At 55.9% G+C, this 22349-nt stretch carries 23 protein-coding genes and 1 pseudogene; 1 reads left to right on the forward strand and 23 read right to left on the reverse strand.

The window, feature by feature from the left end; translation table 11 throughout:
- Window position 1: 1 nt before the first annotated feature.
- The 17 genes from H9L42_RS16965 to H9L42_RS04210 form a co-directional block, all read right to left on the reverse strand.
- Window positions 2–193, reverse strand: a complete 192-nt coding sequence (locus H9L42_RS16965; protein WP_243235645.1) for a hypothetical protein — start codon at window positions 191–193, stop codon at window positions 2–4.
- Window positions 194–418: 225 nt separating this feature from the next.
- Window positions 419–778, reverse strand: coding sequence for a cysteine-rich VLP domain-containing protein (locus H9L42_RS04135; RefSeq protein ID WP_154238902.1), 360 nt, complete (start codon window positions 776–778; stop codon window positions 419–421).
- On the reverse strand, window positions 771–2828 hold the full coding sequence (locus tag H9L42_RS04140; RefSeq protein ID WP_187302124.1) for a type IA DNA topoisomerase: 2058 nt from the start codon (window positions 2826–2828) through the stop codon (window positions 771–773). Before H9L42_RS04140 ends, H9L42_RS04135 begins: the two co-directional genes overlap by 8 nt.
- A gap of 196 nt (window positions 2829–3024) precedes the next feature.
- Complete coding sequence (locus tag H9L42_RS17340) at window positions 3025–4254, reverse strand: CD1107 family mobile element protein (RefSeq protein ID WP_187302125.1); 1230 nt, start codon at window positions 4252–4254, stop codon at window positions 3025–3027.
- Window positions 4241–4489: a DUF4315 family protein gene (locus H9L42_RS04150; protein WP_187302126.1), complete on the reverse strand. Its 249-nt coding sequence runs from the start codon at window positions 4487–4489 to the stop codon at window positions 4241–4243. The genes H9L42_RS17340 and H9L42_RS04150 overlap by 14 nt, the downstream gene beginning before the upstream one ends.
- Window positions 4490–4506: 17 nt before the next feature.
- Entirely contained in the window at window positions 4507–6216 is a 1710-nt protein-coding gene (locus H9L42_RS04155) for a C40 family peptidase (protein WP_187302127.1), read from the reverse strand.
- The gene (locus H9L42_RS04160) at window positions 6213–8594 is read right to left on the reverse strand and encodes a VirB4-like conjugal transfer ATPase, CD1110 family (protein WP_207734914.1); all 2382 of its coding nucleotides are present in this window, start codon (window positions 8592–8594) and stop codon (window positions 6213–6215) included. The genes H9L42_RS04155 and H9L42_RS04160 overlap by 4 nt, the downstream gene beginning before the upstream one ends.
- Window positions 8512–8946 (reverse strand): PrgI family protein, encoded by a 435-nt coding sequence (locus tag H9L42_RS04165; RefSeq protein WP_072849326.1) that lies wholly within the window; start codon window positions 8944–8946, stop codon window positions 8512–8514. The genes H9L42_RS04160 and H9L42_RS04165 overlap by 83 nt, the downstream gene beginning before the upstream one ends.
- A gap of 20 nt (window positions 8947–8966) precedes the next feature.
- The gene (locus H9L42_RS04170; protein WP_072849328.1) at window positions 8967–9836 is read right to left on the reverse strand and encodes a VirB6/TrbL-like conjugal transfer protein, CD1112 family; all 870 of its coding nucleotides are present in this window, start codon (window positions 9834–9836) and stop codon (window positions 8967–8969) included.
- A gap of 67 nt (window positions 9837–9903) precedes the next feature.
- Window positions 9904–10050, reverse strand: coding sequence for a Maff2 family mobile element protein (locus tag H9L42_RS17425; protein WP_187302162.1), 147 nt, complete (start codon window positions 10048–10050; stop codon window positions 9904–9906).
- 35 nt (window positions 10051–10085) lie between these two features.
- Window positions 10086–11705 carry a recombinase family protein gene (locus H9L42_RS04180; RefSeq protein WP_066522968.1) on the reverse strand — a complete coding sequence of 540 codons (1620 nt, stop codon included), beginning with the start codon at window positions 11703–11705 and terminating at the stop codon, window positions 10086–10088.
- A gap of 111 nt (window positions 11706–11816) precedes the next feature.
- Window positions 11817–12005, reverse strand: a complete 189-nt coding sequence (locus tag H9L42_RS04185) for a transposon-encoded TnpW family protein (protein ID WP_066522963.1) — start codon at window positions 12003–12005, stop codon at window positions 11817–11819.
- A gap of 14 nt (window positions 12006–12019) precedes the next feature.
- Window positions 12020–12862, reverse strand: coding sequence for an ATP-binding protein (locus H9L42_RS04190; RefSeq protein ID WP_066522962.1), 843 nt, complete (start codon window positions 12860–12862; stop codon window positions 12020–12022).
- The gene (locus H9L42_RS04195) at window positions 12859–13710 is read right to left on the reverse strand and encodes a replication initiator protein A (protein ID WP_417891349.1); all 852 of its coding nucleotides are present in this window, start codon (window positions 13708–13710) and stop codon (window positions 12859–12861) included. The genes H9L42_RS04190 and H9L42_RS04195 overlap by 4 nt, the downstream gene beginning before the upstream one ends.
- Before the next feature lie 15 nt (window positions 13711–13725).
- Window positions 13726–14112, reverse strand: a complete 387-nt coding sequence (locus tag H9L42_RS04200) for a cysteine-rich VLP domain-containing protein (protein ID WP_079699043.1) — start codon at window positions 14110–14112, stop codon at window positions 13726–13728.
- Window positions 14102–15727, reverse strand: a complete 1626-nt coding sequence (locus tag H9L42_RS04205; RefSeq protein WP_465270643.1) for a relaxase/mobilization nuclease domain-containing protein — start codon at window positions 15725–15727, stop codon at window positions 14102–14104. Before H9L42_RS04205 ends, H9L42_RS04200 begins: the two co-directional genes overlap by 11 nt.
- Entirely contained in the window at window positions 15690–16088 is a 399-nt protein-coding gene (locus H9L42_RS04210) for a plasmid mobilization protein (RefSeq protein ID WP_066522956.1), read from the reverse strand. The genes H9L42_RS04205 and H9L42_RS04210 overlap by 38 nt, the downstream gene beginning before the upstream one ends.
- Window positions 16089–16735: 647 nt before the next feature.
- Between H9L42_RS04210 and tet(40) the strand changes: the two genes are divergently transcribed.
- Window positions 16736–17956, forward strand: a complete 1221-nt coding sequence (tet(40), locus tag H9L42_RS04215; RefSeq protein WP_002578914.1) for a tetracycline efflux MFS transporter Tet(40) — start codon at window positions 16736–16738, stop codon at window positions 17954–17956.
- Window positions 17957–18098: 142 nt separating this feature from the next.
- Here the strand turns inward: tet(40) and H9L42_RS04220 are convergent, their stop codons facing one another.
- The 6 genes and pseudogenes from H9L42_RS04220 to H9L42_RS04245 all read right to left on the reverse strand — a co-directional run bounded on the left by H9L42_RS04220 (window position 18099) and on the right by H9L42_RS04245 (window position 22312).
- On the reverse strand, window positions 18099–18239 hold the full coding sequence (locus H9L42_RS04220; RefSeq protein WP_034594793.1) for a Maff2 family mobile element protein: 141 nt from the start codon (window positions 18237–18239) through the stop codon (window positions 18099–18101).
- A 69-nt stretch (window positions 18240–18308) separates the two neighbouring features.
- Window positions 18309–19655, reverse strand: a pseudogene (locus H9L42_RS04225) (VirD4-like conjugal transfer protein, CD1115 family); the annotation flags it as partial.
- 287 nt (window positions 19656–19942) lie between these two features.
- Window positions 19943–20449, reverse strand: coding sequence for a conjugal transfer protein TraG (locus tag H9L42_RS04230; RefSeq protein WP_187302128.1), 507 nt, complete (start codon window positions 20447–20449; stop codon window positions 19943–19945).
- Window positions 20446–20931: a PcfB family protein gene (locus H9L42_RS04235; protein WP_087415666.1), complete on the reverse strand. Its 486-nt coding sequence runs from the start codon at window positions 20929–20931 to the stop codon at window positions 20446–20448. The genes H9L42_RS04230 and H9L42_RS04235 overlap by 4 nt, the downstream gene beginning before the upstream one ends.
- 90 nt (window positions 20932–21021) lie before the next feature.
- Window positions 21022–21384 (reverse strand): DUF7768 domain-containing protein, encoded by a 363-nt coding sequence (locus H9L42_RS04240; RefSeq protein WP_072853530.1) that lies wholly within the window; start codon window positions 21382–21384, stop codon window positions 21022–21024.
- 46 nt (window positions 21385–21430) lie between these two features.
- Window positions 21431–22312 carry a DUF6017 domain-containing protein gene (locus tag H9L42_RS04245; protein WP_187302129.1) on the reverse strand — a complete coding sequence of 294 codons (882 nt, stop codon included), beginning with the start codon at window positions 22310–22312 and terminating at the stop codon, window positions 21431–21433.
- Between the last annotated feature and the right edge of the window lie 37 nt (window positions 22313–22349).

Here is a 22349-nt window from a genome sequence, read left to right on the forward strand (position 1 = left end):
GCTATTTCTCTTGATGATTATTTTTTTCATAATCAATCAATGTACCTATAACAATTCCAATCAACATTCCGATACCTGCACAAATAGGAATAGCAAAAAGATTTTGCAAAAACGCCCATGCCAACACACCTATGCAACCACCGACAATAAATCCTGTTAATAAGCCAATAGTTAAGTATCTATTGCTTTTCATATTGCTATATCCCCCTAAAAGTATATTTGTCGTTGACCCTATTATACTATGACCGGCTGCCTTTGGGAATAGATGAATTGTAAACTTGCTGGACGAAAACAGCTTGGCGTTGGTTTTGTAACGGTTTCAAACACGGTTTTGAGGGGGAAAGGGGAAAACATACGGCAACGCACAAACGGGGCCGGAAATGCCTTGAAATACCTGGGCTTTCCGGCCCCGAAAGCGTTACATCTGCCCCCGGTGGCGGCGCACCCGTTCACGGGTTTTCTTCCGCTGTTCAAAAGCGGCGCAGCGGGGACAGTACAAGGCCCGGTTGCTTCTGGCCTGGAAGGGCTTGCCGCAGGACCGGCAGCGTTTCAGATCATCGGCTCCTTGGCCGATGGCCGCGCACAGCTCCGCATCCGCAGGCAGGACCGCCTCCTTAAAATACCGGCAGAGAAGGGAGTAGGAAATGCTCTGCACACAGACACATCCCTCGCCTTCATCCAGGGCCAGACAGTTTCCCTCGTCATAGTTGGCGCACAGGCGGCGGATCAGCTTTCGGGCGCGCCGAAGCTGGCCCTCCGTCATGCGGGGCTTATCCATTCCCGAACACCAGCTTGAAGTTGGTCTTTTCGCCGGTGTCCTCCATCACCACCGTTGCGTCATAGGTCTTGCCGGTTTTCTCCGAATAGCAGCCGGTGAGCTTCACCCGGCCATCTTTCAGGAGAGAGGCGGCCACCGACTTGGTGAGGTTCTTTTTCTTGGCGGTGAAAAACTTGCTGTTTTTCCAAAGGACAAACCGGCAGCCAGCGTTTTCGCAGAAAAATCCCTGCTTGCGCTCGGTGACAGCCCCGCCGCAGCGGGGGCATTTGCCCACCGTCTCCCGGTCAGAGGGGAAAAGCACCTGGGAACCGTCAATCACCTTGTAGGTCCCCACCAGGTCCCGGAGCATATTGCAGATACCGTCCATGAAGGCGCTGGGCTTCACTTCACCGCGCTCCACCTCTTTGAGCTGGTGTTCCCATTCCGCAGTCAGAAGCGGCGATTGAAGCTGCTCCGGCAGGACGGTAATCAGGGAAACGCCGATCTGCGTGGGAATAAGGTTGGTGGCCTTTTTCTGCTTCTTGCGTTCCACAAAGCCGGTAGACACCAGCTTTTCTAATATCCCGGCGCGGGTGGCCGGTGTGCCGATGCCCTTGCGCTCCGCATCCTCCGGCATATCCTTTGCGCCAGCCGTTTCCATCGCGGAGAGCAGCGTATCCTCGGTGTAGTGCTTGGGGGCGGTGGTCTTGCCCTCCTTGATGGTGACAGCGGTGACAGGGAGCGTCATTCCTTCTGTCAGTCCGTCCGGTAGGACGCTTTCTTTTGCCGGGTCTGCCTTTTCCCGCTGATAGGCTTTCCAGCCCGGAGCGGTGATGGCCTTTCCTTTGGCCAAAAACTGGTTCCCGCCGCAGTCCAGAGTGACAGCCGTTTCCTGGTAGCGGTAAGGGGAGCCGGTGGCGCAAAGAAGCTCCCGCGCCACCAGACGCAGGATTTCCCGTTCCCCGGCAGGCAGGGCCTCCACATCCGCCCGGCCAGCTCCCTCGGTGGGGACGATGGCATGGTGGTCGGTGACTTTGGCGCTGTTGCATACCTGGGCGGCCAGAACGGTGTCCGGCACAGCCACCCCGCAGATCTTCGCCGCCGCAGCCGCCAGAGCCGGAACCGTCCCTTCCATATCGGCGGTCAGATACCGGCTGTCGGTGCGGGGATAGGTGCAGAGCTTCTTTTCATACAATGCCTGGAGATAGTCCAGGGTCTGCTGGGCTGTGTAGCCAAGCTGCCGGTTGGCGTCCCGCTGGAGGGTTGTCAGGTCGTAGAGGGCAGGCGGCTTTTCCGATTTTTCTTTCTGCTCCACAGTCTGGACCAGGGCGGGCTGGCCTTTGCAGGCATCCGCCACCGCCTGGGCCGCCGCTTTCTCGGCGCATTTCTCACCGGCGGCAGAAAATCCTCCGCAGTCCAGGACCGGCGTATAAAACGGAACCGGCTTGAAGGCGCTGATCTCGGCCTCCCGCTGGACGATCAGGGCCAGCGTTGGGGACATCACCCGCCCGATGTTCAAAGTGCGGTGATACAGCACGCTGAAAAGCCGGGTGGCATTGATACCCACCAGCCAGTCGGCTTTGGACCGGCACAGGGCGGACGCATACAGCCCGTCATAGTCGCCGCCCGGTTTGAGGGACGAAAAGCCCTCCCGGATGGCGGCATCCTCCATGCTGGAAATCCACAGCCGGAGCATGGGCTTCTTGCAGCCGGTCAGGTTGTAGACGGTGCGGAAGATGGACTCTCCCTCACGCCCGGCATCGCAGGCGTTCACCACCTCGGTCACATCGGACCGCTCCATCAGCTTTTTGAGCAGGTCAAACTGCTTTTTCTTGTCGGCGGCCACCGAATACTGCCATTTCTCCGGCAGGATCGGCAGGTCCTCATAGCGCCACTTGGCATAGTCCGGGTTGTAAGCAGAGGCATCCGAAAGCTCCGCCAGGTGGCCGAAACACCAGCTCACCAGATACCCGCCGCCTTCCAGGTAGCCATCCTTTCGGTTCCCCGCCCCCAGCACAGAGGCGATGCTCTGTGCCACGGAGGGCTTCTCTGCGATCACAAGTCGGCTCATGGGTTCACGCTCCTTTCTTTGGGTTTCATCGCCGCCGGTTCCATCACACCCCGGTAACAGGGCAGGATGCAGCCCTCCCCGTAGCGTTTGCAGCCGTGGCAGGGATGGCCTTTGGCCGGGCGGGACAGGTCAGGCCCCCGCTCCTGGCGGGGGACCTGCATCATCATGCGCTCCAGAGGGTTGTCGGTGAAATATCTCATAGCTTCTCATCCTCCGGCTCCGCATCCATAGTAAACTCATCGTCCATTTCTTCCTCTGCGTCCTCGTCCAGATCTTCCTCCCCGGCAGGTTCCTCGTCCTCGCCGTAGTCGTAATCGTCCAGGTCGGTGTCGCCCTTGGTCTTGGGCTTATTCTTGATGAATTTGATGTAGTAGAACGCGCCGCCGCCCGCCAGGGCCGCGATCAGCAAGACAATCAGCAGGCCGCCCATGCCGCCGCTTTCTTCCTCCGGCGCTGGTTCGGTTTCCTCGGCGGCAGGCGTTTCTTCCGGCTCCGGCTCTGGTTCCGGGCCAGCGCAGGCGGTCATATCCGAAGCGCAGATTTCACAGTTCATATTGACCGCTCCGGCCTGGCAGCGGGTAGTACAGGAACAGGTGGCCGGTTCGCCATCATCGGCCAGGGCCATCAGGTCCGCCTCGTCCACCTGGTTCAAGAAGTGGACCGTTTCTTCGCCTTTATCGTCACGGTCAATAATCAGGTAAAAGACATTCCCGGCTTTCGTTTCCAGCGTGATAAACTGCTTGCCGCTGCCGGTTGTGCTGCCGTAATCGTCAATCAGGGTCAGGTTCCCGTCCGGGGTCAGGGCGCTGCCGCCCCCGCCGCCAAGCAGTCCCATCAGGGAAGAAAGTTCATCTTCTCCAAGAGAGAGGGAAAAGCTGCCATCGCCGGTACTGGCATCGCTGATGGTGAGGTAGTCGCCGCACACATAGCCCTCGCGCTCCGGCAGGAGGATTTTCACCCAGCCGCCTTCGGTGCCGATCACCTCCACCTCGGTCCCATTGGGGAGCTGGGTGATGGCGGCATTGTCGGTCCCTGCGCCGGTGCGGACATTTAGGTTGCCGCCGTTGGTGGTGACGGTCCCGGTCCTGGTGCTGGCCGCCTCGCCGCTGGAAGTGATCTGGAGGCCGCTGTCCGTGGTGGTGACTTCCATCTGGGAGCCGAACAGGGAGGAAAGCAGCTTGGCCACATCTTCCTCGGTCATGGTTTCAGCTTCTGCCGTATCAGAGGCATTTTCGTCTGCATCCGCAGTATCTTCGATGCCGCCGGTGGTGGGGGCCTCCGTTTCCTCGGCCTGTTCGGTGCTGGCCGTGGTTTCCGGCTTTGCCTCCGGGTCGTTCCCATTGGCAAAAGCCACCGTAGAAAAAGCCGTGAAGCAGAGCATCACGGCCACAAAGCTGGCAAGGATACGAGATTTAGTTTTCTTCATCGCCGGTTTCCTCCTTCTCCGTCATGGCAGGGGCCATCTGGCCGTTTTTGGACGCTTCGATCAGGGCCGCCAGTTCCTCCGGCGTCATGCCCATGTTGCGGACCATGCCCACAATGTCCAGGTTTTCCAGCTCGGTGCGCTGTTTGTCCAGTTCCTTCTGCCGGGCCTGAAGCTCCGCGATCTTCGCGGCGTTCTTCTCATACTCGGCATTGATTTTCTTGATTTTGGCGTTCATACAAAAGCTCCTTTCTGTTACGGCAGTCTCGCAAAGGTGTAAAAATGCTGCTGCCAGTAAGAGGTGTTGATATTTGCGTAAGAAATCGGGGACCCGCAGTGGATCATCATTCCGTCACCCACATACAGCCCCACATGGGAGGCCCCGGCGGTGTCATAGGTCCCCTGGAAAAAGATCAGGTCGCCGGGCCGGGCGTTCTCACGGGAAACAGGGGTGGAGATGTTCAAAAGGCCGTTGGCGGTCAGCCGCCCCACATCCCAGCCGGAATGATTGATGACCCATGAAATGAAGCCGGAGCAGTCAAAGCTGGTGCTGGGAGAGCTGCCGCCCCACACATAGGGATAGCCCAGGTACTTTTCCGCCTCGGTAATCATGGCCCGGAAAGTTTCATCTTCCAGGGCCTCCGGGGGAATGTCATAGTCGGTAAATTCCAGGCTGCCGCTGTTGGAGGCGTTGGGATTGCCCTCAAAGAGATCGGGCCGGTTGCCCAGCGTTGCCATATAGACCGCGTAGAGGCTCACCTGTTCCTCACCCATGATGTAGACAGGCAGGTGGGACAGGTCAAAGTTTTCCAGGGTCACATAACAGATATAGTAATCGTAAGGGACCTGCTCGCTGGTGGTTTCGCCGGTTTCCGGGTTCGTTGAGGTTTCGGTACGGTAGCGTGTCTCCACCACCACTTCCTCGGTGAGAATGTACTGCCGCTCAAAGAGCATGGAGAGGGTTCCTTCCACTTCGGCAAGGGTCCATTCCCCCTGATGGTAGGCGGTGAGAATGGAGATCAGCACATAGGGGTCATGGACGATTTCATCCAGATCAAAGTGATACTCGTCATAGTCATGGGTTGCCTCGTAGTTATCCAGGTAGTCCTGCAACTCTGCCTCCATCTGCGCGTAGGCGGCCTCGGCCCCCAGCATATCCTCATCGCGGGAGGGATAGGTGGAACCGGCAACGCCGGAACCCACGCTTTCAAACATCATGGAACAGGAGGACATGGTGTTGAGCAGGAAACAGAGCATCACCACCAGGGCGATGCCCACCAGAAAGCCCCGCCGGTGCCGCCAGACGAACTGTGCCGCCTGTTCACTCTTTTTGGCGGCGGTTTTGGCGGTCTTTGCCGTCTGTTCCGCAGCTTTGGCGGTACTGCCTGCGGTCTGGCCCGCACGCTTGGCAGCGGCATACTGTTTTTTGATGGCGTGCTTTTGCTGCCATCGGGACAGCGGATTGCTGGCAAGCTGGGGATTATCCCGCAGGCTTTTGTGGTAAAGGGCGTTAATGTTGGCCTTTTCCAGCCTTTTCTCGGCTTTGGCGGCCTCCCGGTAAGGTTTCAGCTTGTGGGAATGGTAGGCGCTCTCAATCATGCGCCCGCCCGTTTCGGCGGCTTCTTCCATCTTGTGGGCGCTCTCCACGCCCACATTATCTTCCTCGGACTCCCGGATTTCCTTGTGTACTTTGGAGAGAACCGCGTTCCCAGGCGCATCCCGTACTGCATGGGACAGCTTGGAAGGCGGCTTTTTCTTATCCACTTCCTCAAAGCGCAGGCGGGTGACGGTCTTGCCGGTGGCAGGGTCCGTTACCGTTTCCTCGAAGCGGATTTTCTTCTTAGGGATTTTCGCCCGCGCTTTTTCTGCCTTGTTCGCCGCCCGGTCTGCCTTGCGGATGGGCTTTTCCAGTGCCGGGGCAGCCCGTTCCTCTTTGGTAAACTGTAAGCGGGGTTCCTGCCTCATGCCGATACCTCCTGGGGCTTGGTGGTCATAATGCGGTACAGCTCCGTGTCCTTCGGGAACCGATCCAGGAAAGGCAGAATGACATTCCCGTAGAACAGAAGCCCCTCGCCCTCGCCGGAGTGGGTCACATAGGAAAGCTGGTGCGGGCTGATGTTGAGCTGCTTCGCCAATATCTGCCGGTCCCCGGATGCCTGATTGAGCATATAGATGAAGTCGCTGTTCTCAAAGATGTTCTCAATCTCGCGGGAGGCCAGCAGGTCCTTGATATTTTGGGTGATCCCGGTGGGGATGCCGCCCCATTTCCGAAAGCGTTTCCAGATTTCCACGCTCCAGCTTGCAAGTTCCCCCTTCAAAAGCAGGTGGAACTCATCGCAGTAGTAGCGGGTGGTCTTGCCAGCCGCCCGGTTGACGGTGACGCGGTTCCACACCTGGTCCTGAATGACCAGCATACCGAGCTGTTTTAATTGTTTGCCGAGTTCCTTGATATTGAAGCAGACCAGCCGGTTTGTCAGCTCCACATTGGTACGGTGGTTGAACACATTGAGGGAGCCGGTCACATACAGCTCCAAGGCCGCCGCCACGCGCTTGGCCTCCGGCTCCGGCTGGCGCAGCAGCTCGTCATAGAGGTCTTGCAGGATAGGCATTTTCTCCGGGTCCGGGTCGGCCAGATAAGGCCGGTACACATTCCGCACCGCGCGGTCAATGACGGTCTTTTCCACCGGCTGCAATCCGTCCTTGCTCCCCACCACAATGTCGCACAGGGAGAGGATGAAGTCGGCTTTCAAAGCCAGCGGGTTATCATCGTCCGAGTAGTTGAGGTTGATGTCCATTGGGTTCACATACTGGTTGCTGGTGGGAGAAATCTTCACCACCTGTCCGCCCAGGCGGATCACCAGCGGGGCATATTCGTCCTCCGGGTCACAAATCAGAACATCATCATTCGTCACCAGGAACACATTGGAAATCTCGCGTTTTGCCGAGAAGGACTTGCCGCTGCCCGGTGTGCCGAGGATCAATCCGTTGGGGTTCTTCAGGAGTTTTCGGTCCACCATGATGAGGTTGTTGGAGAGCGCGTTCAGCCCATAATACAGGGCCTCCTTGCCATCCTGGAAAAGCTCCTGGGTGGTAAAGGGTACAAAAATAGCGACGCTTGAGGTCGTCAAGCCCCGCTGTATCTCGATCTGGTTATAGCCCAGGGGCAGGCTGCTCATCAGCCCTTCTTCCTGCTGGAAGTCCAGCCGGGTGAGCTGGCAGTTGTGCTTTTGGGCGATGGAGCTGGCCTGAAACACATTATTGGCAAGCTGCCTCTGGCTGTCTGCGGTGTTGAGGACCAGGAAGGTCAAAAGGAACATTCGCTCGTTGCGGCTCTGCAAGTCCTGCAAGAGCTTTTTCGCCTCCGTCCCATAAGTGGCAAGGTCGGAGGGAATTATATCCATGTCATATCCGCTTCGGACCGCTTTCTTTTGTTCCTCGATTTTTGCCCGGTCCAGGTCGGTAATCTTGCGCTTGATGGTCTTGATGGCGCTCACCTGGTCCACCGACTGGATGTGCAGGTTCACGATCAGGCTGCTTTCCATGTCCAGAAAATCCGCCAGCATCCGGTCATTCAGCTCCGGCGCGAGGATTTGGACGAAGGAGACAGCCCCGAACTTTTTCCCCATGCAGAAGGTCTTGCCGTTGGGGAAAGAGAAGGAGCTGGGCGCAATAAAGTCTTTGGTGGAGAGGCCGGATGGGGCCAGCCAGTCCCAGGAGAATTGAAATGGCTCCTGTCCATCCATGTGGAAGATCTGATGCAGCACCCGCAGGCGCTCCTTGCCGTTTAACGGTTCCACCACCACGCCCAGCCGCTTGAAGTTGTTTATCACATCCGTCTCAATGCGTTCCAGACGGGGCTTTGCCGCCTTCAGGCTGGCCGCCTCAATCCCGAAAGTCAGGTACTTGGTCTTGATAAGGCCGTTGTTGCCCTTGGCAAGCTGGTTTTGCAGCATTTCCGTGTACTCAGCCCGGATGCTGTCAAATTCATCGCCCTGGGGTGGGATGTTGATGCTGTTCGCATAGCTGTCCCGGCTGGCAGTCAGGTTGAGGAAGGAAAGCTGAAATTTGATGGAGCTGTCGAAGTAGTTGAGGAAGTCGCACCAGCCTTCAAAGATGGCGGTTTTATCCTCGTTCTGCGAAAGCTGGTAGTTAATATCCTGATACTGGACCGTCTTGGTGTAAAAGGTATCAGTGACACGGCAAATGCCGTCCGGGAACATCCGCTGATAAGGGATGCTGTCTTGCGCCGAAAGCTGCTTTTTATCGGTCTGGTTCGCCCTGGCGATGGCGGCCTCGATCAGTTTTCTCTCGGCGCGGGTCAGTTTTCGCTTTTCCGTTGACAATGTGATACACCTCCCTGTCTAACTGGTTCTGCCGCATGACAACGGCGTAAAAGTTCTTGGTTTTATAGGGCCGTTGCCGGGGCCGCAGGAAACACACCCGGATCATGTTGCGGAGTATCTTTTCCAGCGGCTGGCCGTTCTTCTCATACATCGCCAGCAGGAAAAACGGCAGCATGAGGATGACCATGCACATGGCCGCTGTGCTGGTCCCCACAGGCCCTTTGAGCAGAAAGAAAAGCGGCACGCCGAGAAGCGCCCCGCTCCCGAAGCAGACAAGCTGCCTCTTGGTGAGATTGAACATGACCTTCGTTTTTACTTTGGTCAGGTCTTTTGGTACTGGTACATAAGCCATTTAGAAACCTCCCTCCCGATTTAGTGCGCCGAGAAAATACTCTTGGCGAGGCTTCCAGTTTTGAACAGGGTAAAACACAGCAGCACCGTATAGCCCACACAGCTCCAGATTGCGCCGATGATGTCATCATCCAGGGCGATATTCTCCACCAGGACCGCATAGATGCCCACGCAGACAATAATGAGAAATGCCTGAAAGCCCAGGGCCATCAGGGAGCGCAGGTAGTTCTGGCCCATGCCGCCCCATTCCCGGCCCATCATGGCCGCCATCGGGATGGGAGCCACAGAGGTCACGAGATAGATTTCCACCATCCGGCCATAAATGACGATGAATATGCAGATGGTGAGCGCCCACATGGTAATGCCCACAAACAGGGATTGAAACCACAGGCCGAACAGCGGCCCCAGCTCCATCTCCATCAGGCGGCTCTCCATATCGGTGATAACGGAGCTGATGTCGATGCTGGCATCCGAAATGATAACGCCGGATGCCTGATTGACAACGCCCTGCGCCACATCAAACACACCCATGACGATGTTCCAGGTATTGGTGACAATCAGGATGGCGCAGGCAGTTTTGAAAATCCACTTGAAAAAGACCGCTGTTTCGATCTCGTGGAAGTTATTCTTGTCGGTGATGATCTGGATCAATTCCAGCGTCATAACAAACGCTAAAATCACTCCGGCGATGGGGACAATGACCGTCTCCGAAAGGTTGTGGATCATGTTATAGATGCTGCCATTCCAGCCCTGGGGGGTCATACCCACCTGGCCGGAGATTTCAGCCACCTTCTGGTTGACGGAATCGAACATCCCGGACAGGTTGCTCGTGATACCGCCCACCAGAAGCTCCTTGAGCCATTCGGTTATGGCATCCCACAGAAAATCCATAGGGGTTTACCCTCCTTTCTGCCCCTCCCGCGCAGGACGGGAGGGGCTGGGGTTTTGGGGTGACAGATTAGCCGAAAAGCCCGGTGAGCTGCGGAACAAGCAGCATACCGATCAGGGCAACGCCGCCGCCAGCCATGAGCTGCTTCATGCCCTGGGATTTTACTGATGTGCGATAAAGAAGTAATAGAAGTGTAAAAAATTTTGCCGTTCCTATCCGGCACTCGCGCGTTGTGTCGGATAGGTCGGGCGTTAGGCTTCGGGCAAGTCAATCTTGCCGACAAAGCTGTAATAAATCTCAATGTCCTGCCTGCGGGTGCCGTTCTCGTCATAGCTGCACTCATGCACGACGATTTTCTCAATCATCTCCCGCAAGAGGGTGGGGGTCAATTCCTCAAAGGCAAGGTGCTTTCGGACGATACCCATAAACTTTTCCGCATTGACGGTGGCGGCCTGCGACTTGGAAAGTTCCTCCTGCAAAGCGGCGGCGCGGTCTTTCAGTTCCCGCTGTTCCTGCTCATAGTCTGCCGACAGTTCCATGAAACGCTCGTCGCTGATTTTGCCGTTCACATTGTCCTCATACAGCCGCTTGATTATGCGGCTCACTTCAGAAATGCGCTCCTGTGCCTGTTCAAGCTGCTTCGTGGCTGCGGCGGTCTTTCTCTTGCCGCCGATCTCGTTCTGCTGGATAAGCAGCTTCACAAAGCGGCTCTCATGCTTGGCGGCATACTCGGTCACTTGCCGGAGATTGGAGAGGACACCGGCGGTCAACAGGTCGGTGCGGATAAAGTGCGCCGTACAGTCGCGGGTGCGCTTCTTGTAGCTGCCGCAGATGTAACAGTCCTGCTTGCGGTTCTTGTTCTGATACCGCTGCTGGTACATCACATGGCCGCAGTCGGCGCAGAACAGCATACCGGAGAACAGCCCCACTTCATCATAGCGGTTCGGGCGTTTGCGCTGCTTGCGTAACTCCTGCACGCGCTCCCATGTTTCCGTGTCGATAATCGGCTCATGGTGGTTCGGGAAAATGGCCTGCTTCTCGATGGGGTTCTCTACGCTGTGCTTGGTCTTGTAAGAGGGCTTCTCCGTCTTGAAGTTTACCAGACAGCCGGTGTACTCCCGGTTTTCCAACAGGTGGACAACGGTATTTGTCGCCCATTTGCACTCATAGCCGGGGTGATAGCGGCGTGTGCTGCCAGTCCGCTGATATTCCAGCGTCCCCGGCGTGGGGATTTGCTGCTCCGTAAGCATACGGGCAATCTTGGTCGGGCCGTTCCCGGCAAGGCAAAGCTGGTATATCTGCTTGACTACCGGCGCGGTTTCCTCGTCAACGATATAGTTCTCGTCCTCGTCCATGAGGTAGCCATACACCGGCTTGCTGGTAACGGGCTTGCCGCTCATGCCTTTTGCTCGTTTTACTGCCTTGATTTTCTTGCTCGTATCTCTCACCAGCCATTCGTTGAACAGATTTCGCAGAGGGGTAAAATCGTTGTCCATGCCGCCGTTTGCGCTGTCCACATTGTCGTTGACAGCGATAAAACGCACTCCCTTTTGAGGGAACAGCATTTCCGTGTAAAATCCCACCTGCAAGTAGTTACGCCCTAACCGGCTCATGTCCTTGACGATGACCGTACCCACTTTCCCGGCTTCAATGTCTGCAAGCATGGCTTGAAAACCGGGCCTTTGAAAGTTCGCGCCGGAATAGCCGTCGTCGGTGTACCAGCGCAGGTTGGTAAAGCCATTCTGTTTTGCAAAGGTTTCGAGTATCCGTTTTTGGTTCGATATGGAATTACTCTCGCCTTGCAATTCGTCCTCATGGGACAATCTCGGATAAAGGGCGGTAATGAGGTTTTGGGTGGCTTGTCTTAACATAAAATCCTCCGTTTCCGACAGCCAGCCCCACTATTCCGTGGTTTCATTGTACCACGGAACAGGGCTGGTTGTATAGCGGCAAAAGTGTCAAATCTGCTTCTTTACAGCTTGTCAAATCGCCGGTTTTTGTGTAGCAGCGGCTTCCGCTTCCAGTACCCGCGCCATTTTGTCGGCGGCGGTGGTGGTAGTGTCTTTCTTGAAATAGCCGGACACGACAAGGACGGAATTGCCCATGCGGATTTCCGTCACACAGTCGGGGCGGCGGGCGGTGCGGGTGTCGGGCTGCTTGTTATCTGCCATAGGCAATACTCCTTTCACTCGTTCATCAGTTCTTTCAAAAGCCCCAGCTTGTCCTGTGCGGCCTTTTTGCGGAAATTGCCGCCGGTACAGCACACCGGGGGACACATTTCCAGCACCCGGTCATAAATCCGGGAATGGGCGGTGTCTTTTGGGTGCTGCAACTCTGAAAGCGTGAGGTTGGTCGTGACGATCAGCGGCTTGCGGCTGCGGTAACGGCTGTCAATCACATGGAAAACCTGTTCCAGCCCGTATTCTGTCCCGCGCTCCATACCGAAGTCGTCAAGGATTAGCAGCGGATAGCGGCAAAGACGGGAAATATATTCATTCCTGCCCTCAAAGCTGGCGGCAAGGTCATTGAGGATAAGGGCAAAATTCGTCATATAGACGGGGATTTCTTTCTCCATGAGGGCGTTTGCGATACAGCCCGCAAGGTAACTCTTGCCGGTGCCGACGCTCCCCCAGAACAGGCAGCCCACATTCCCGGCGTAAGCCCGTTCCCAGTTCTTCACATAGTTGCGCGCCCGGATTGCCTGCGGGTTCTGGCCGTTGTCGTTCTCAAAAGTCCAGTCCCGCATGGCGGGGTCGGTAAAGCCCCGGCGTTTCAAGTCCTCTACGGTGTCAAGGTGCTTTTGCCGTTTCTCGGCGGCTTCCCGTTCCTCGCGGGCGGCTCTCTGGCAGTCGCACTCTGCCGGGTGGCGGTCACGGCCAAAGATAGCGGCCTTGTCCGGCGCAAAATAGGCTTCTTTCGGCTTATGGCACTTGCCGCAGTACAGTAAACCGTCCTCGCCGGTGTAGTCCTCCTGCTCCGGGGTGGTGGCGGTCAATCTGTCAATCATTTCTGAAAATGTGGTGTTCATAGGCTCTCTCCCTCCTTGAATGAGTAATCGGGGACGCCCTGTTTTGCGGCTCCCTTTCTGTCCCGGTCTGCCCACATACGGACAGCGGCGGCATAGTTGCGGTAATCTTTCCCGGTGGCGGCGATATACTGGCTCAATTCCTCGATGAACCGTTCCAGCCTGTCGGGGTACTCTGCCTGCAACTCGTCGTATTCGGTCTGTGACAGAAAAATATTCTGGTATCTGCCAAAAGCTGCGGGCGGCTCCCCACTCGCTCCCATTGTTTGGTTCTCTGTAAGGTTGTTTATAGTAGTTTGGTTAGGGGACGGTTTTCCGACCATCATAAGGTCGGTTTTCTGACCATCAGTAGGTCGGTTTTCCGGCTCTGTGAGGGGCGGACTTCCGGCCATCAGTTGGTCGGAAAACTGTACCTGTGGCACACGCGGCACTTTCACATATAGCCGGTTCGGTGCGGAGAAGCCGCCCCGTTCCCGTTCCAAAAGCCCCGCCATGTCCAGTTCGTTAAGCGCCCCCTTTATGGTGGTGCTGCCTTTATCCAGTATTTCGGCTATCTCCGCGATGGGATAGATAATATAAATCCTGCCCTCGTCGTCCTGCCACTTGTTCTTCTGGGAGAGGGTGGAGCGGTCTAACAGCAGCGCATAGAGCAGCTTGGCGGTCTGGGAAATCTCCATTTTGAACAGGAAACGGGGATAGGGCAGATAGGCGGGCAGCTTCGTGTCTGCCGTGATATAATCAGCGATAGTATCACCTCCCTGTGTTCGGGTTGATTTTGGCGGTTTGTACGCATTTAGAACGCCGTTTCCGGAGGAAAAGGATAAATGTATCGCACACCCTTTGACACCCACGAAAAAAGCCTTGATTTATGCGGGTTTGAAAGGCTCTAAAGCGTGACATTTATGCCTTTGTTTCCGTTTTCGCTCGGCGGCTTTGATTTTCTTCATGCGTCCGGCGCAGTCGGGGCAGTATTTTCCCCGGTTGGATTTGGGGACAAAGGCCGCGCCGCAGACGGCGCACCGTTTCCGGCTCCCCCGGTACAAGAGGGCTGCGGCCAGTTCCCCGTCAAGGGGCAGGACAGCCACACGGAACCACCGGCACATGAGGGAAAGGGAAATGCTCTGGACGCACACGCAAGGCTCCCCGTCATCTAACAGCAGACAGTTCCCTCCATCGTAGTTACAGCACTCATGCACCAGCCGCCGCGCCCGCCGGTGCTGTCGGTAGTCCATGCGGGGCAGCTTATCGTTCATGGCTCTGCTCCTTTCTGCGGCGGGGTTCCTCCCGGCGCAAAATCTGGTCGATGTTCCGCTTGACGGTCTGCAACTCCGCATACCGCTGTTTCTGTTCGTGGTAGGTGTTATACAGGCCGGATTTCTTGGAAACAAGCTGCTCGATCTCGTCCCGCAACGCTTTCCGGGCGGGCAGCTTGGTAATACCATGCGCCTTGAAATACCGGGCGGCTGCGTCGGCTATGATAAAGTCGCTCTCATGCGCCTGCCGGTATGCGGCGCGGGCTTTCTCGGATTTCTGCGCTTTCAGCCCGTCGCGGGCGGGCTTGGTCTTGGCGTAGGCAAGCACCTGCCGCTGCAACTCCTTTTTCCCTTGTAGCTTCGTTTCCAGTGCTTTCAGTTCGCCGCTGGTCTGGCGCATTTCCTGATAGGCAGTATCAACGGCGGCTTCTAACTGCTCCGGGGAAGTAAAGCCGTATTCCTGATACACATTCAGCGTCGCGGCCATCTGTTTGAGGTTGTGCATGGTCGCCCAGCGTTCATAGCCCCGGCCTTTGCCCTCGGCTTTCTTCTGCTCAATGTCCACAAGCCGCTGCACATTCGGGGCGGTTCGGGCGGCTCTGTCTGCCCGCAGTTGGTCTTTGATAGAGGGCGGCGTACTGGATATAGCTGCGGCCTTTTCTGCGGTTCTGGCGGCGTTCTGTTCCAAAACGGCAAGGACAGCGGCGCGTTCAAAATCGTCGCCCAGCTTGCGGGCGGTAATGGGCTTTGTCCTGTCTGGCGTGAGGTAACTAAGCCGCCCCCGGCTCTCCTTGACGGCCACGCCCTCCCGCAGCAGCAGAGAGGAAAAGTCCTCGAATGAGGCCGCCGCAGACAGCGCGGCGCGTATGGTCTGCCGCAGCTTCTCCTTGTTCGTTTCAAACTTGGTCTGCCGGGGCGTGATACCGCCTGCAATCATGGGGGCGTTCTGCTTATCCAGCGCGGCCTGTCCCTTTTTCTGCGCCCAATACTCTCGGTCTGTGACGCGGTTCTTGCTGCCGTTCAAGAGGTCGATTTGATAAAGCCCCTCCCGGTGGCACATCTCCATGACTTCGGACTTGAAGTAGCGCAAGGCCGCGTCGGTACAGCGGTGCTTGCACCCGGCTTTCGTGTCGGCTGGCCTGTCCATGTAGGGCAGGAACGGCACTTCCTCAATCCGCAGGCTGTTAATGACGATATGCACATGGATATTGCCGCTGTGGTTATGCCCGTCCGGGTGAGTGCATACAAGGGCTTGGTGGCCGGGGAAATGTTCGGCGCAAAACTTCTCGCCCAATGCCTGCGCCCGGTCTACGGTCAAGCCGTTGTCCGGCCCGTCCCGTGGGTCAAAGCTGATGATATAGTGGTGGCTTTTCACATCTTCCCGCCGCTGGTTTTTCTCATAGCGGAGATTTGCCCGCATACACGCAACGGCAAAATCCTCCCCGCCGCAGTTCAGCGTGGACAGCCGGTAGTCCTCGCGGGGGATAAGCCTGCCGGTTTCATCAAGGACGGGCTTCATGGTAAACTCGTCATGCTCAAACAGCAGATACTGTTCGGCGGCTCCGTAGTCGGCGTTTTTAGAGTTGATATGCTTGAGTGTTGCCAACCGCGTCACCTACTTTCTGTAAGACTTCATACTTGAGGGCGGCAAGGTCGGCTATGGCGGCGCGTACCTCGCCGGACAGCGCGTTGTAGGGTGCGCCGTACTCGTTCAGACACCGGGCTATCTGGTTAAGGTTGCCGCCGATTTTGCCGTACTCGGCTGTGAGTTTCCCGACAGCGGAAAGCAGCTCGTCATTGACCGCTGATACATGGATAACGGGGCGTATGGCGGTGCGCCGTATCGCCTGCCGGAGAAATTCGGACTGGCTGATACCATAGGGCGCAAGCCGCGCTGTGAAGTCGGCGTATTCATCTTCGGACAGCCGGGTTTTCACAACGCGGCTGCGGTGGGGTGTGTTGTATCGCTTCGGCATAGGCTGAAAACCTCCTCTCACTATTCCTATTGCTGAATTTTTTCGGATTTTGGGCGGAGAATTTTTCCCCTCACTCCTCCTATTGGGCAACTTTTTTCTACTTTGGGCGGAGAAATCTCTCTACCCCTTTCATTGCTGAACTTTTCGGGAAATAACAAAAATTTTTTTGCGTTTGGGGTAAAAAACTCTCTACTTCTCCCATTGGGCAACTTTTTGGAAAATAACAAAAACTGTTTTCAGTTTTTTCGCCCGCAAGGGCGCAAAGCAGGGTTTGGGGAAGGCACTCCCCAACAAGTTTCCCGCGAGGGGCAAAACCGCAGAATTGCGGATTTTGGCACCGTGGTAGAAACTTGCTCTCGCTCTCGCTCTCGCTCTCGCTCTCGCTTCTCTTTACATTGACAACACAAAGCCCATTTGCTATAATATCGCGAAGAAGAACAGCCATGTTGTTCTAATTTCAGTATCGGAGGTATTCATATGGCAAACTGCAAAAACAGAAACAAGTCTTTTAACGGCGCTTTGGGCACTTATAGGAGGCCTTTTCTAAAATCACTGTTAGAAAGGGCTGAGAAGTTTGCCCTTCCTGCGCGGCAGTCGGGCTTGTTTCACAAAACAACCCACTGATTCGTAAAGGAGAATGTAACTTCATGTTTGCTAAAAATTCAAAGGCATATTCTGTCTACCTGCTGTTCCGATTTGTCTTTTCCCTGGCGGTTTCTATGTCCACAGTGCTTTCCATCGTGTACCACCTGGAGGTGGTGCAGCTGGATGCTTTCCAGCTTGTCCTGGTAGGGACGGTTCTGGAGACCTCCTGCTTTCTGTTCGAGATACCCACCGGTGTGGTGGCGGATTTGTATAGCCGTCGGCGCTCGGTGCTGATTGGAATGTTCCTCTACGGCCTGGGCTTTCTGATGGAGGGTGCGCTACCGTGGTTCGCGCCGGTTCTGCTGGCCCAGGTTGTCTGGGGTTGCGGTGATACCTTCATCACCGGCGCTCTGGAGGCGTGGATTGCCTCGGAGGAAGAGGACAAACCCATAGACAAGGTGTTCCTGCGGGGCAGTCAAATGGGGCAAATCGGCGGCGTTCTGGGCGTGGTGCTGGGCACACTGCTGGGAAACATAAACCTGCAAATGCCTGTCATCTTGGGGGGCAGTTTGTGCTTGTTGTTGGGGCTGGTGTTGGTTCGCATCATGCCAGAAACCAACTTCTCCCCTGCTATTGAGGAACGGCAGGGCTTGCTTAAAGACTTTGTCTGCCTGTTCAAGCTCAACCTGGGCTTTGTGAAAGGCGCACCTGTGTTGCTGGCGCTCTTAGCAATCACACTATGCGGGGGACTTGCCAGTGAAGGCTTTGACCGGCTCTCCACCGCTCATTTTCTGGATGACACGGTAATACCCGTTATCGGGCCGCTGAACAGCGTCACTTGGTTCGGTGTTATCAGTCTTATCGGCAGCGGCTTAGGTATTCTGGCTTCTCAGTTGCTCATCGCCCGCATGGAGAAAAAAGGGACTGTCAGCCGAACCAGTGTGGTCATGTCCACCAGCGCCGGGTATATCCTGTGCCTGGTTCTCTTCGCGGTGGGGCGGAGCTTTTGGTTCATGTTGTTGGTGTTCCTGCTGGCGGGGCTTATGCGCACCATCAAGGAGCCTGTGCTGGCCGCCTGGATGAACGACCATGTGGATGAGAAAATGCGCGCCACAGTCTTTTCCACCAGCGGACAGCTGGACTCTTTCGGGCAGATCATCGGCGGGCCTATTGTGGGGCTGGTAGCCCAGCAGGTGTCCATACCCTGGGGGCTGGTCTGTACCGCTTTCCTGCTGTTGCCCGCGCTGTTCTTAGTGCCGGTGGCGGGAAAGAAGCGGGATTGATATGGCATAGTTAAGTTTACTGACGAGCGGGAGATTACTTCCGCTCGTCTTCATTTAGTAGCGCAAAATTTGAGGACTCTTTATTTCCTTATTCGGTATAGCGGAGGCGGCTGTCAATTCGACATAATTTTCTTGTGATACTTTACCGTACATGAGCATTTGCACCAGGGTTGTCGTTGCCGTAGCCTTCGAGAAGGTTAATCACGCCCCAGATACCAAGGCCAGCGCCCAGGGCAATCACGAGAGTCTGAAGAACATCCACAGCAGAGTTAAAGAATTCCATAATGTACCTCCATAAAATTTGATTGATTTTTGATTGATTACGGAAGGCACACATTTTCCTCGAAGGTAATCAGCCGCCGGTTTCCTCGGCGGCTTCGTCCCCGGACAGGTCAATCGAATAGGCTGCAAATTGTTCGTCCGGCCTCAATTTGAGCCTGGCAGACAGAAAACGCTCTATGTCGAAGGCGTTTTTCTTGTCGTAGTCGGATAGATATTTGTAGTTCGGATGTTTGGTGATGTCAAACTTATCCGAAAGAAACGGCCTTACGCCGCGCAGTTGCAGGATGCACTTGCCGCCATCCATAACAGCCAGCTCATCCTGGCTCATCAGTTCTTTTCCGAGCTTCTGGTAATTGAGAGAGTGGGAAGTTTCCCGCCCACGGCTTTCGCCGGTATTGTAGGTGTCGATTGTCTCTTTCCCAAGGGATGCCGCCAGTTCCTTTAGGGTGGTCGGTTCCTTGCCGCCAAGGAATACCGTGGCATCCATGTTTCCGATGATGGTGTCGGCGTTGTCTTTGTAAATCGCTTTAAGCTGGCTCTGTGCCTGGAGGACGAGGCAGGCGGATACCTCACGACTTCGGATTGTTGCGACCAGCTTCTCCAGCCGGGGGATCTGCCCGATATTGGCGGCCTCGTCTATGAGGCAGCGCACATGGACCGGCAGCCTGCCGCCATACACATCATCAGCCTTTTCGCACAGCAGGTTGAAAAGCTGGGAGTAGGTCATAGCGATCAAAAAATTCATACTGTCCTCGGTGTCGCTCATTATCAAAAACAACGCTGTCTTGCGATCTCCGAGGGTGTCCAGTTCCAGCTCGTCATAGGCGGTCAGGTCCCGGACCTCCTGAATGTCAAAAATAGAGGTCCTGGCCGCCGCGCTGATAAGGATACTTTTGGCTGTCTTACCTGCGGCGAGCTTGTATTTTTTATACTGGCGCACCGCAAAGTGTCCGGGCTGGCGGCTTTCCAGCTCCTTGAACATCAAATCCACAGGGTTTTCAAATTCCTCATCGTCCTCCCGGACCTCCATCGCGTTAATCATTTCCAGCAGGGTGGAGAAGTTTTGTTCCTCCGTTGGGGCCTCATAATGGATGTAGCCGATCAGCGCCGTAAACAGCAGCGTCTCGGCTTTGACCCAGAAATCGTCCCCGCCCTTGCCTTCGCCTTTGGTGTTCGCAATCAGCGTTGTCACCAATTTCAGGATGTCTTTCTCCGAGTGGATGTAGGCGAAGGGATTGTAGTGCATGGATTTTTTCATGTTGATGGTGTTCAGGAAACGGATGCGGTAGCCGAACTTTTGCAGCATTTTCCCGCACTCGATGAGAATACTGCCCTTTGGATCGGTGACTACAAAAGAGGTCGGATAGGTCTTGGAAGTACACTGCATCAGGTTGGGTTTCAACCAGAAGCGTGTTTTCTGATGTGATTACCGGGCCGCTTTTTATCGGCCCCTCTGGAGCTTTCGCCCATTTTCAGCGGCGTGTCCATTCACGCCCAGCATAGCATATCTTTTTGCCCTGCCGTATCCGGCAGGCCAGCCGGCAGCGCGGCCTCGTGGGGCTGTTATATTCTGCAAGGCAGGCTCAAGCCCTATGCGTTGCGTGTGTCCCGCTTTTTAAGGCGGGCCTTCCACTCCGGTCAGGACTGCAAAACCCTTCCAGATTTCTTCCGCGCTGATACTCTTAACTTACTTGCTGGCTTCGGTTAAGACGGCAATCGGCCCGTACCCCATGCAGGGTCAGGTGCGAGCCTTCTACCACTTCCAGATCCGCCGATAATCAAAACATTCTTATTCCTGGCTGTCCTGGGGTCCTTGGGGCGGCTGTTCATCGTCAGCCGTTCCGTCTGGGTGAGAATGATGTTATTCTCAAACACCGGGTCCATAAACGGCTTGATGTCCTCCGCTGTACCCCAGCGGGCCGAACCGTATTCCATGTTCTTGCGGTACTTCTTGGCGTTCTTGCCCTTGAAGTAAACAGCCAGCCGCAGGGCAGCCCCGCAGCAGAGGCCCACCAGCAGGTCAACCGGGTGAAAGCTGGGGAGCGCCGACTGAAAAGCGGCGGCAAATCCATCCATCAGGCCCAGCAGCTTGGCCGAAGCGTCCGCACCCGGAGCCAGCCGCCATGCCTCGCCCAGCTTGGTGGCATAGAGGCCGATCAGCAGATAGGGCAGGTTGGGGAGCAGAAGTTTTTTCAAATCAAGCTGTCTCATCGTTCCTGTTCCCTCCGTTTCTCACGGTTCGGAACCGGGGCTTTCACCAGCTCCTTGAACTTCTTGAGCTTACCCAGCACAGACTCCCGGCGCTGCTCCTTTTTCAGCCGGTTCTTGGAATACTTCTGGAAGGCGGCGTTCATACTCGCCTCGCTGGGAGCCTTGAAGAAAATCTGATACTGGCCCTTTGCCGTTTTATAGACTGCATACTGGACCTTGTACTCGCGGGCAATCCGGTCAAAACTCCGAAGCCCCTTGTCTTGCAGGTCGATCTCCTTCATGTCGCCGTACTGCTTTTTCAGGTCCTCCATGCTGACCTTGCCGTATGGCTTTACATCGTCCGGGCTGTCCCGGCTCTTTTGCAGCTTCTTGTTCTTGCGGTGGGCCAGGTACTTGGAAAGCGCCGCTTTCAGAACCCGCCCGGTGAACTTGGTGGCATTGACCGTCAGCGTCAATGTCCTGTTTTCCACTTCTTCCTGCATCAAAATCACTCCCTTCTGTCAGGATGAAAGCGGCGGCCCCGTCTAAGGCGGGACCACCAGACGACGGAGCAGGTATTTCCCCCGCATGGGTCAGGCTCCCTTTTTGCCGCCATCCTCGCGGCCCTGGCCCTTGACCGTCAAAATACCGTCCAGGGTGGTGGCGGTGATCCGCAGCCGCTCGGCTACGGCGATGTCGTTCTTCATGGCCTCATCCACCGTACCGCCGCAGACTACCAGCACAGAAGCGCGGCGGAGATAGTCGCGGGCCATGTCGATCCCGTCCTTATGCTCCTGGGGGATGCTGTCCTTCAAAAACAGCGGAAGGAACAGAAGCGGGCAGACCGGGGAAAATCCGGCCTCGTAGACCAGGCGGCAGTATTTGGCGGCGTTTTCGGTGTTCTCAAACTCGTTGTCGCCCCAATGGGCGGTGATATACGCAAGCGGGCGTTTCATGCAAAACTCCTTTCTCCCCATGTCCGGGGTGCAGAAAAGGCGGCCCTTATGAGCCGCCTCCGTAAAGGTCGTGATTGACCAGCATCGTGTAGTGATTGTCCAGAGAGGACGGTGCATTGAACAGCGCCGCCATCAGATATGCCTTGGTGTTCCAGACGCGGGTTGTGTTTTCGTGGATGCCATCCAGCACTTTCTCGATGTGGGAACAGGTGATTTTCGCAAACCGCTGTTGAACAAAGGCGGTGGGATATTCCGCATCCCGCCCGATCTTGATGGTGGGGCTTTTGGTCAGCGCCACTTCCAGCATGATTTCCACGAACTCGTCTATCTGTTCCCGGTTCAGGGAATTACAGATATGCTCGTACTCAATCTGATCCCTGATTTCTTCTCGTTTCTCCATCACTTCCGTCTGTCCGTCCGTCTCTGCCGCCGCAGGCGCAGAAGGAAAGAATGAATGAGTATTTGATCCATGAGTATTTGATTTTTGGATATTTGATTTCTTAGTATTTAATTGCGGCGGGTTTTCCGTATCTGGTACAGCCATATCTGGTGTTTCCATATCTGGATTTACCATATCCGGGTTTTCCGTACCTGGTGAAGCCGTATCTGGCTGGGCCGGTTCCGGCTGGGGCTTGACCGGCTTCTCAAAGATGGTGTACTCGGTATCGGTGATCCGGCCATTCTTGCCCCGAAGCTGCCTTCGGGTCAGATACCCCGCGCTTTCCAGCTCCCGGAGGGTCTTGCCAATCGTCTCCACGCTTTCCTTGCAGATGGAGGCCAGGCCCCGCGTGGTGTAATTCCACTCATCCGGCAGGGAGAGCATCATGGAGAGAAGCCCCTTGGCTTTCAGGGTCAGGCCGGTATCTTTCAGGTGGTAGTTGCTCATCACGGTGTAGTCCCGTGTGCGCTCTACGCGAAAAACTGCCATATTCATCACTCCCATTCTGAAAGGGCGGCCCGGCCCT

The organism is Zhenpiania hominis, from assembly GCF_014333425.1.
Taxonomy (GTDB): domain Bacteria; phylum Bacillota; class Clostridia; order Peptostreptococcales; family Anaerovoracaceae; genus Hominibacterium; species Hominibacterium hominis.

Bases quoted from the DNA above. Each gene is read 5' to 3' on its own strand.
- H9L42_RS04150 (WP_187302126.1), bottom strand. From the start codon at position 4,489: ATGAACGCCAAAATCAAGAAAATCAATGCCGAGTATGAGAAGAACGCC.
- H9L42_RS04170 (WP_072849328.1), bottom strand. From the start codon at position 9,836: ATGGATTTTCTGTGGGATGCCATAACCGAATGGCTCAAGGAGCTTCTG.
- H9L42_RS04200 (WP_079699043.1), bottom strand. From the start codon at position 14,112: ATGAACGATAAGCTGCCCCGCATGGACTACCGACAGCACCGGCGGGCG.
- H9L42_RS04240 (WP_072853530.1), bottom strand. From the start codon at position 21,384: ATGAAACGCCCGCTTGCGTATATCACCGCCCATTGGGGCGACAACGAG.
- H9L42_RS17340 (WP_187302125.1), bottom strand. From the start codon at position 4,254: ATGAAGAAAACTAAATCTCGTATCCTTGCCAGCTTTGTGGCCGTGATG.
- H9L42_RS04180 (WP_066522968.1), bottom strand. From the start codon at position 11,705: ATGTTAAGACAAGCCACCCAAAACCTCATTACCGCCCTTTATCCGAGA.
- H9L42_RS04230 (WP_187302128.1), bottom strand. From the start codon at position 20,449: ATGAGACAGCTTGATTTGAAAAAACTTCTGCTCCCCAACCTGCCCTAT.
- H9L42_RS04165 (WP_072849326.1), bottom strand. From the start codon at position 8,946: ATGGCTTATGTACCAGTACCAAAAGACCTGACCAAAGTAAAAACGAAG.
- H9L42_RS04135 (WP_154238902.1), bottom strand. From the start codon at position 778: ATGGATAAGCCCCGCATGACGGAGGGCCAGCTTCGGCGCGCCCGAAAG.
- H9L42_RS16965 (WP_243235645.1), bottom strand. From the start codon at position 193: ATGAAAAGCAATAGATACTTAACTATTGGCTTATTAACAGGATTTATT.
- H9L42_RS04140 (WP_187302124.1), bottom strand. From the start codon at position 2,828: ATGAGCCGACTTGTGATCGCAGAGAAGCCCTCCGTGGCACAGAGCATC.
- H9L42_RS04210 (WP_066522956.1), bottom strand. From the start codon at position 16,088: ATGCCGAAGCGATACAACACACCCCACCGCAGCCGCGTTGTGAAAACC.
- H9L42_RS04190 (WP_066522962.1), bottom strand. From the start codon at position 12,862: ATGAACACCACATTTTCAGAAATGATTGACAGATTGACCGCCACCACC.
- H9L42_RS04220 (WP_034594793.1), bottom strand. From the start codon at position 18,239: ATGGAATTCTTTAACTCTGCTGTGGATGTTCTTCAGACTCTCGTGATT.
- H9L42_RS04185 (WP_066522963.1), bottom strand. From the start codon at position 12,005: ATGGCAGATAACAAGCAGCCCGACACCCGCACCGCCCGCCGCCCCGAC.
- H9L42_RS04235 (WP_087415666.1), bottom strand. From the start codon at position 20,931: ATGCAGGAAGAAGTGGAAAACAGGACATTGACGCTGACGGTCAATGCC.
- H9L42_RS04245 (WP_187302129.1), bottom strand. From the start codon at position 22,312: ATGGCAGTTTTTCGCGTAGAGCGCACACGGGACTACACCGTGATGAGC.
- H9L42_RS04155 (WP_187302127.1), bottom strand. From the start codon at position 6,216: ATGAGGCAGGAACCCCGCTTACAGTTTACCAAAGAGGAACGGGCTGCC.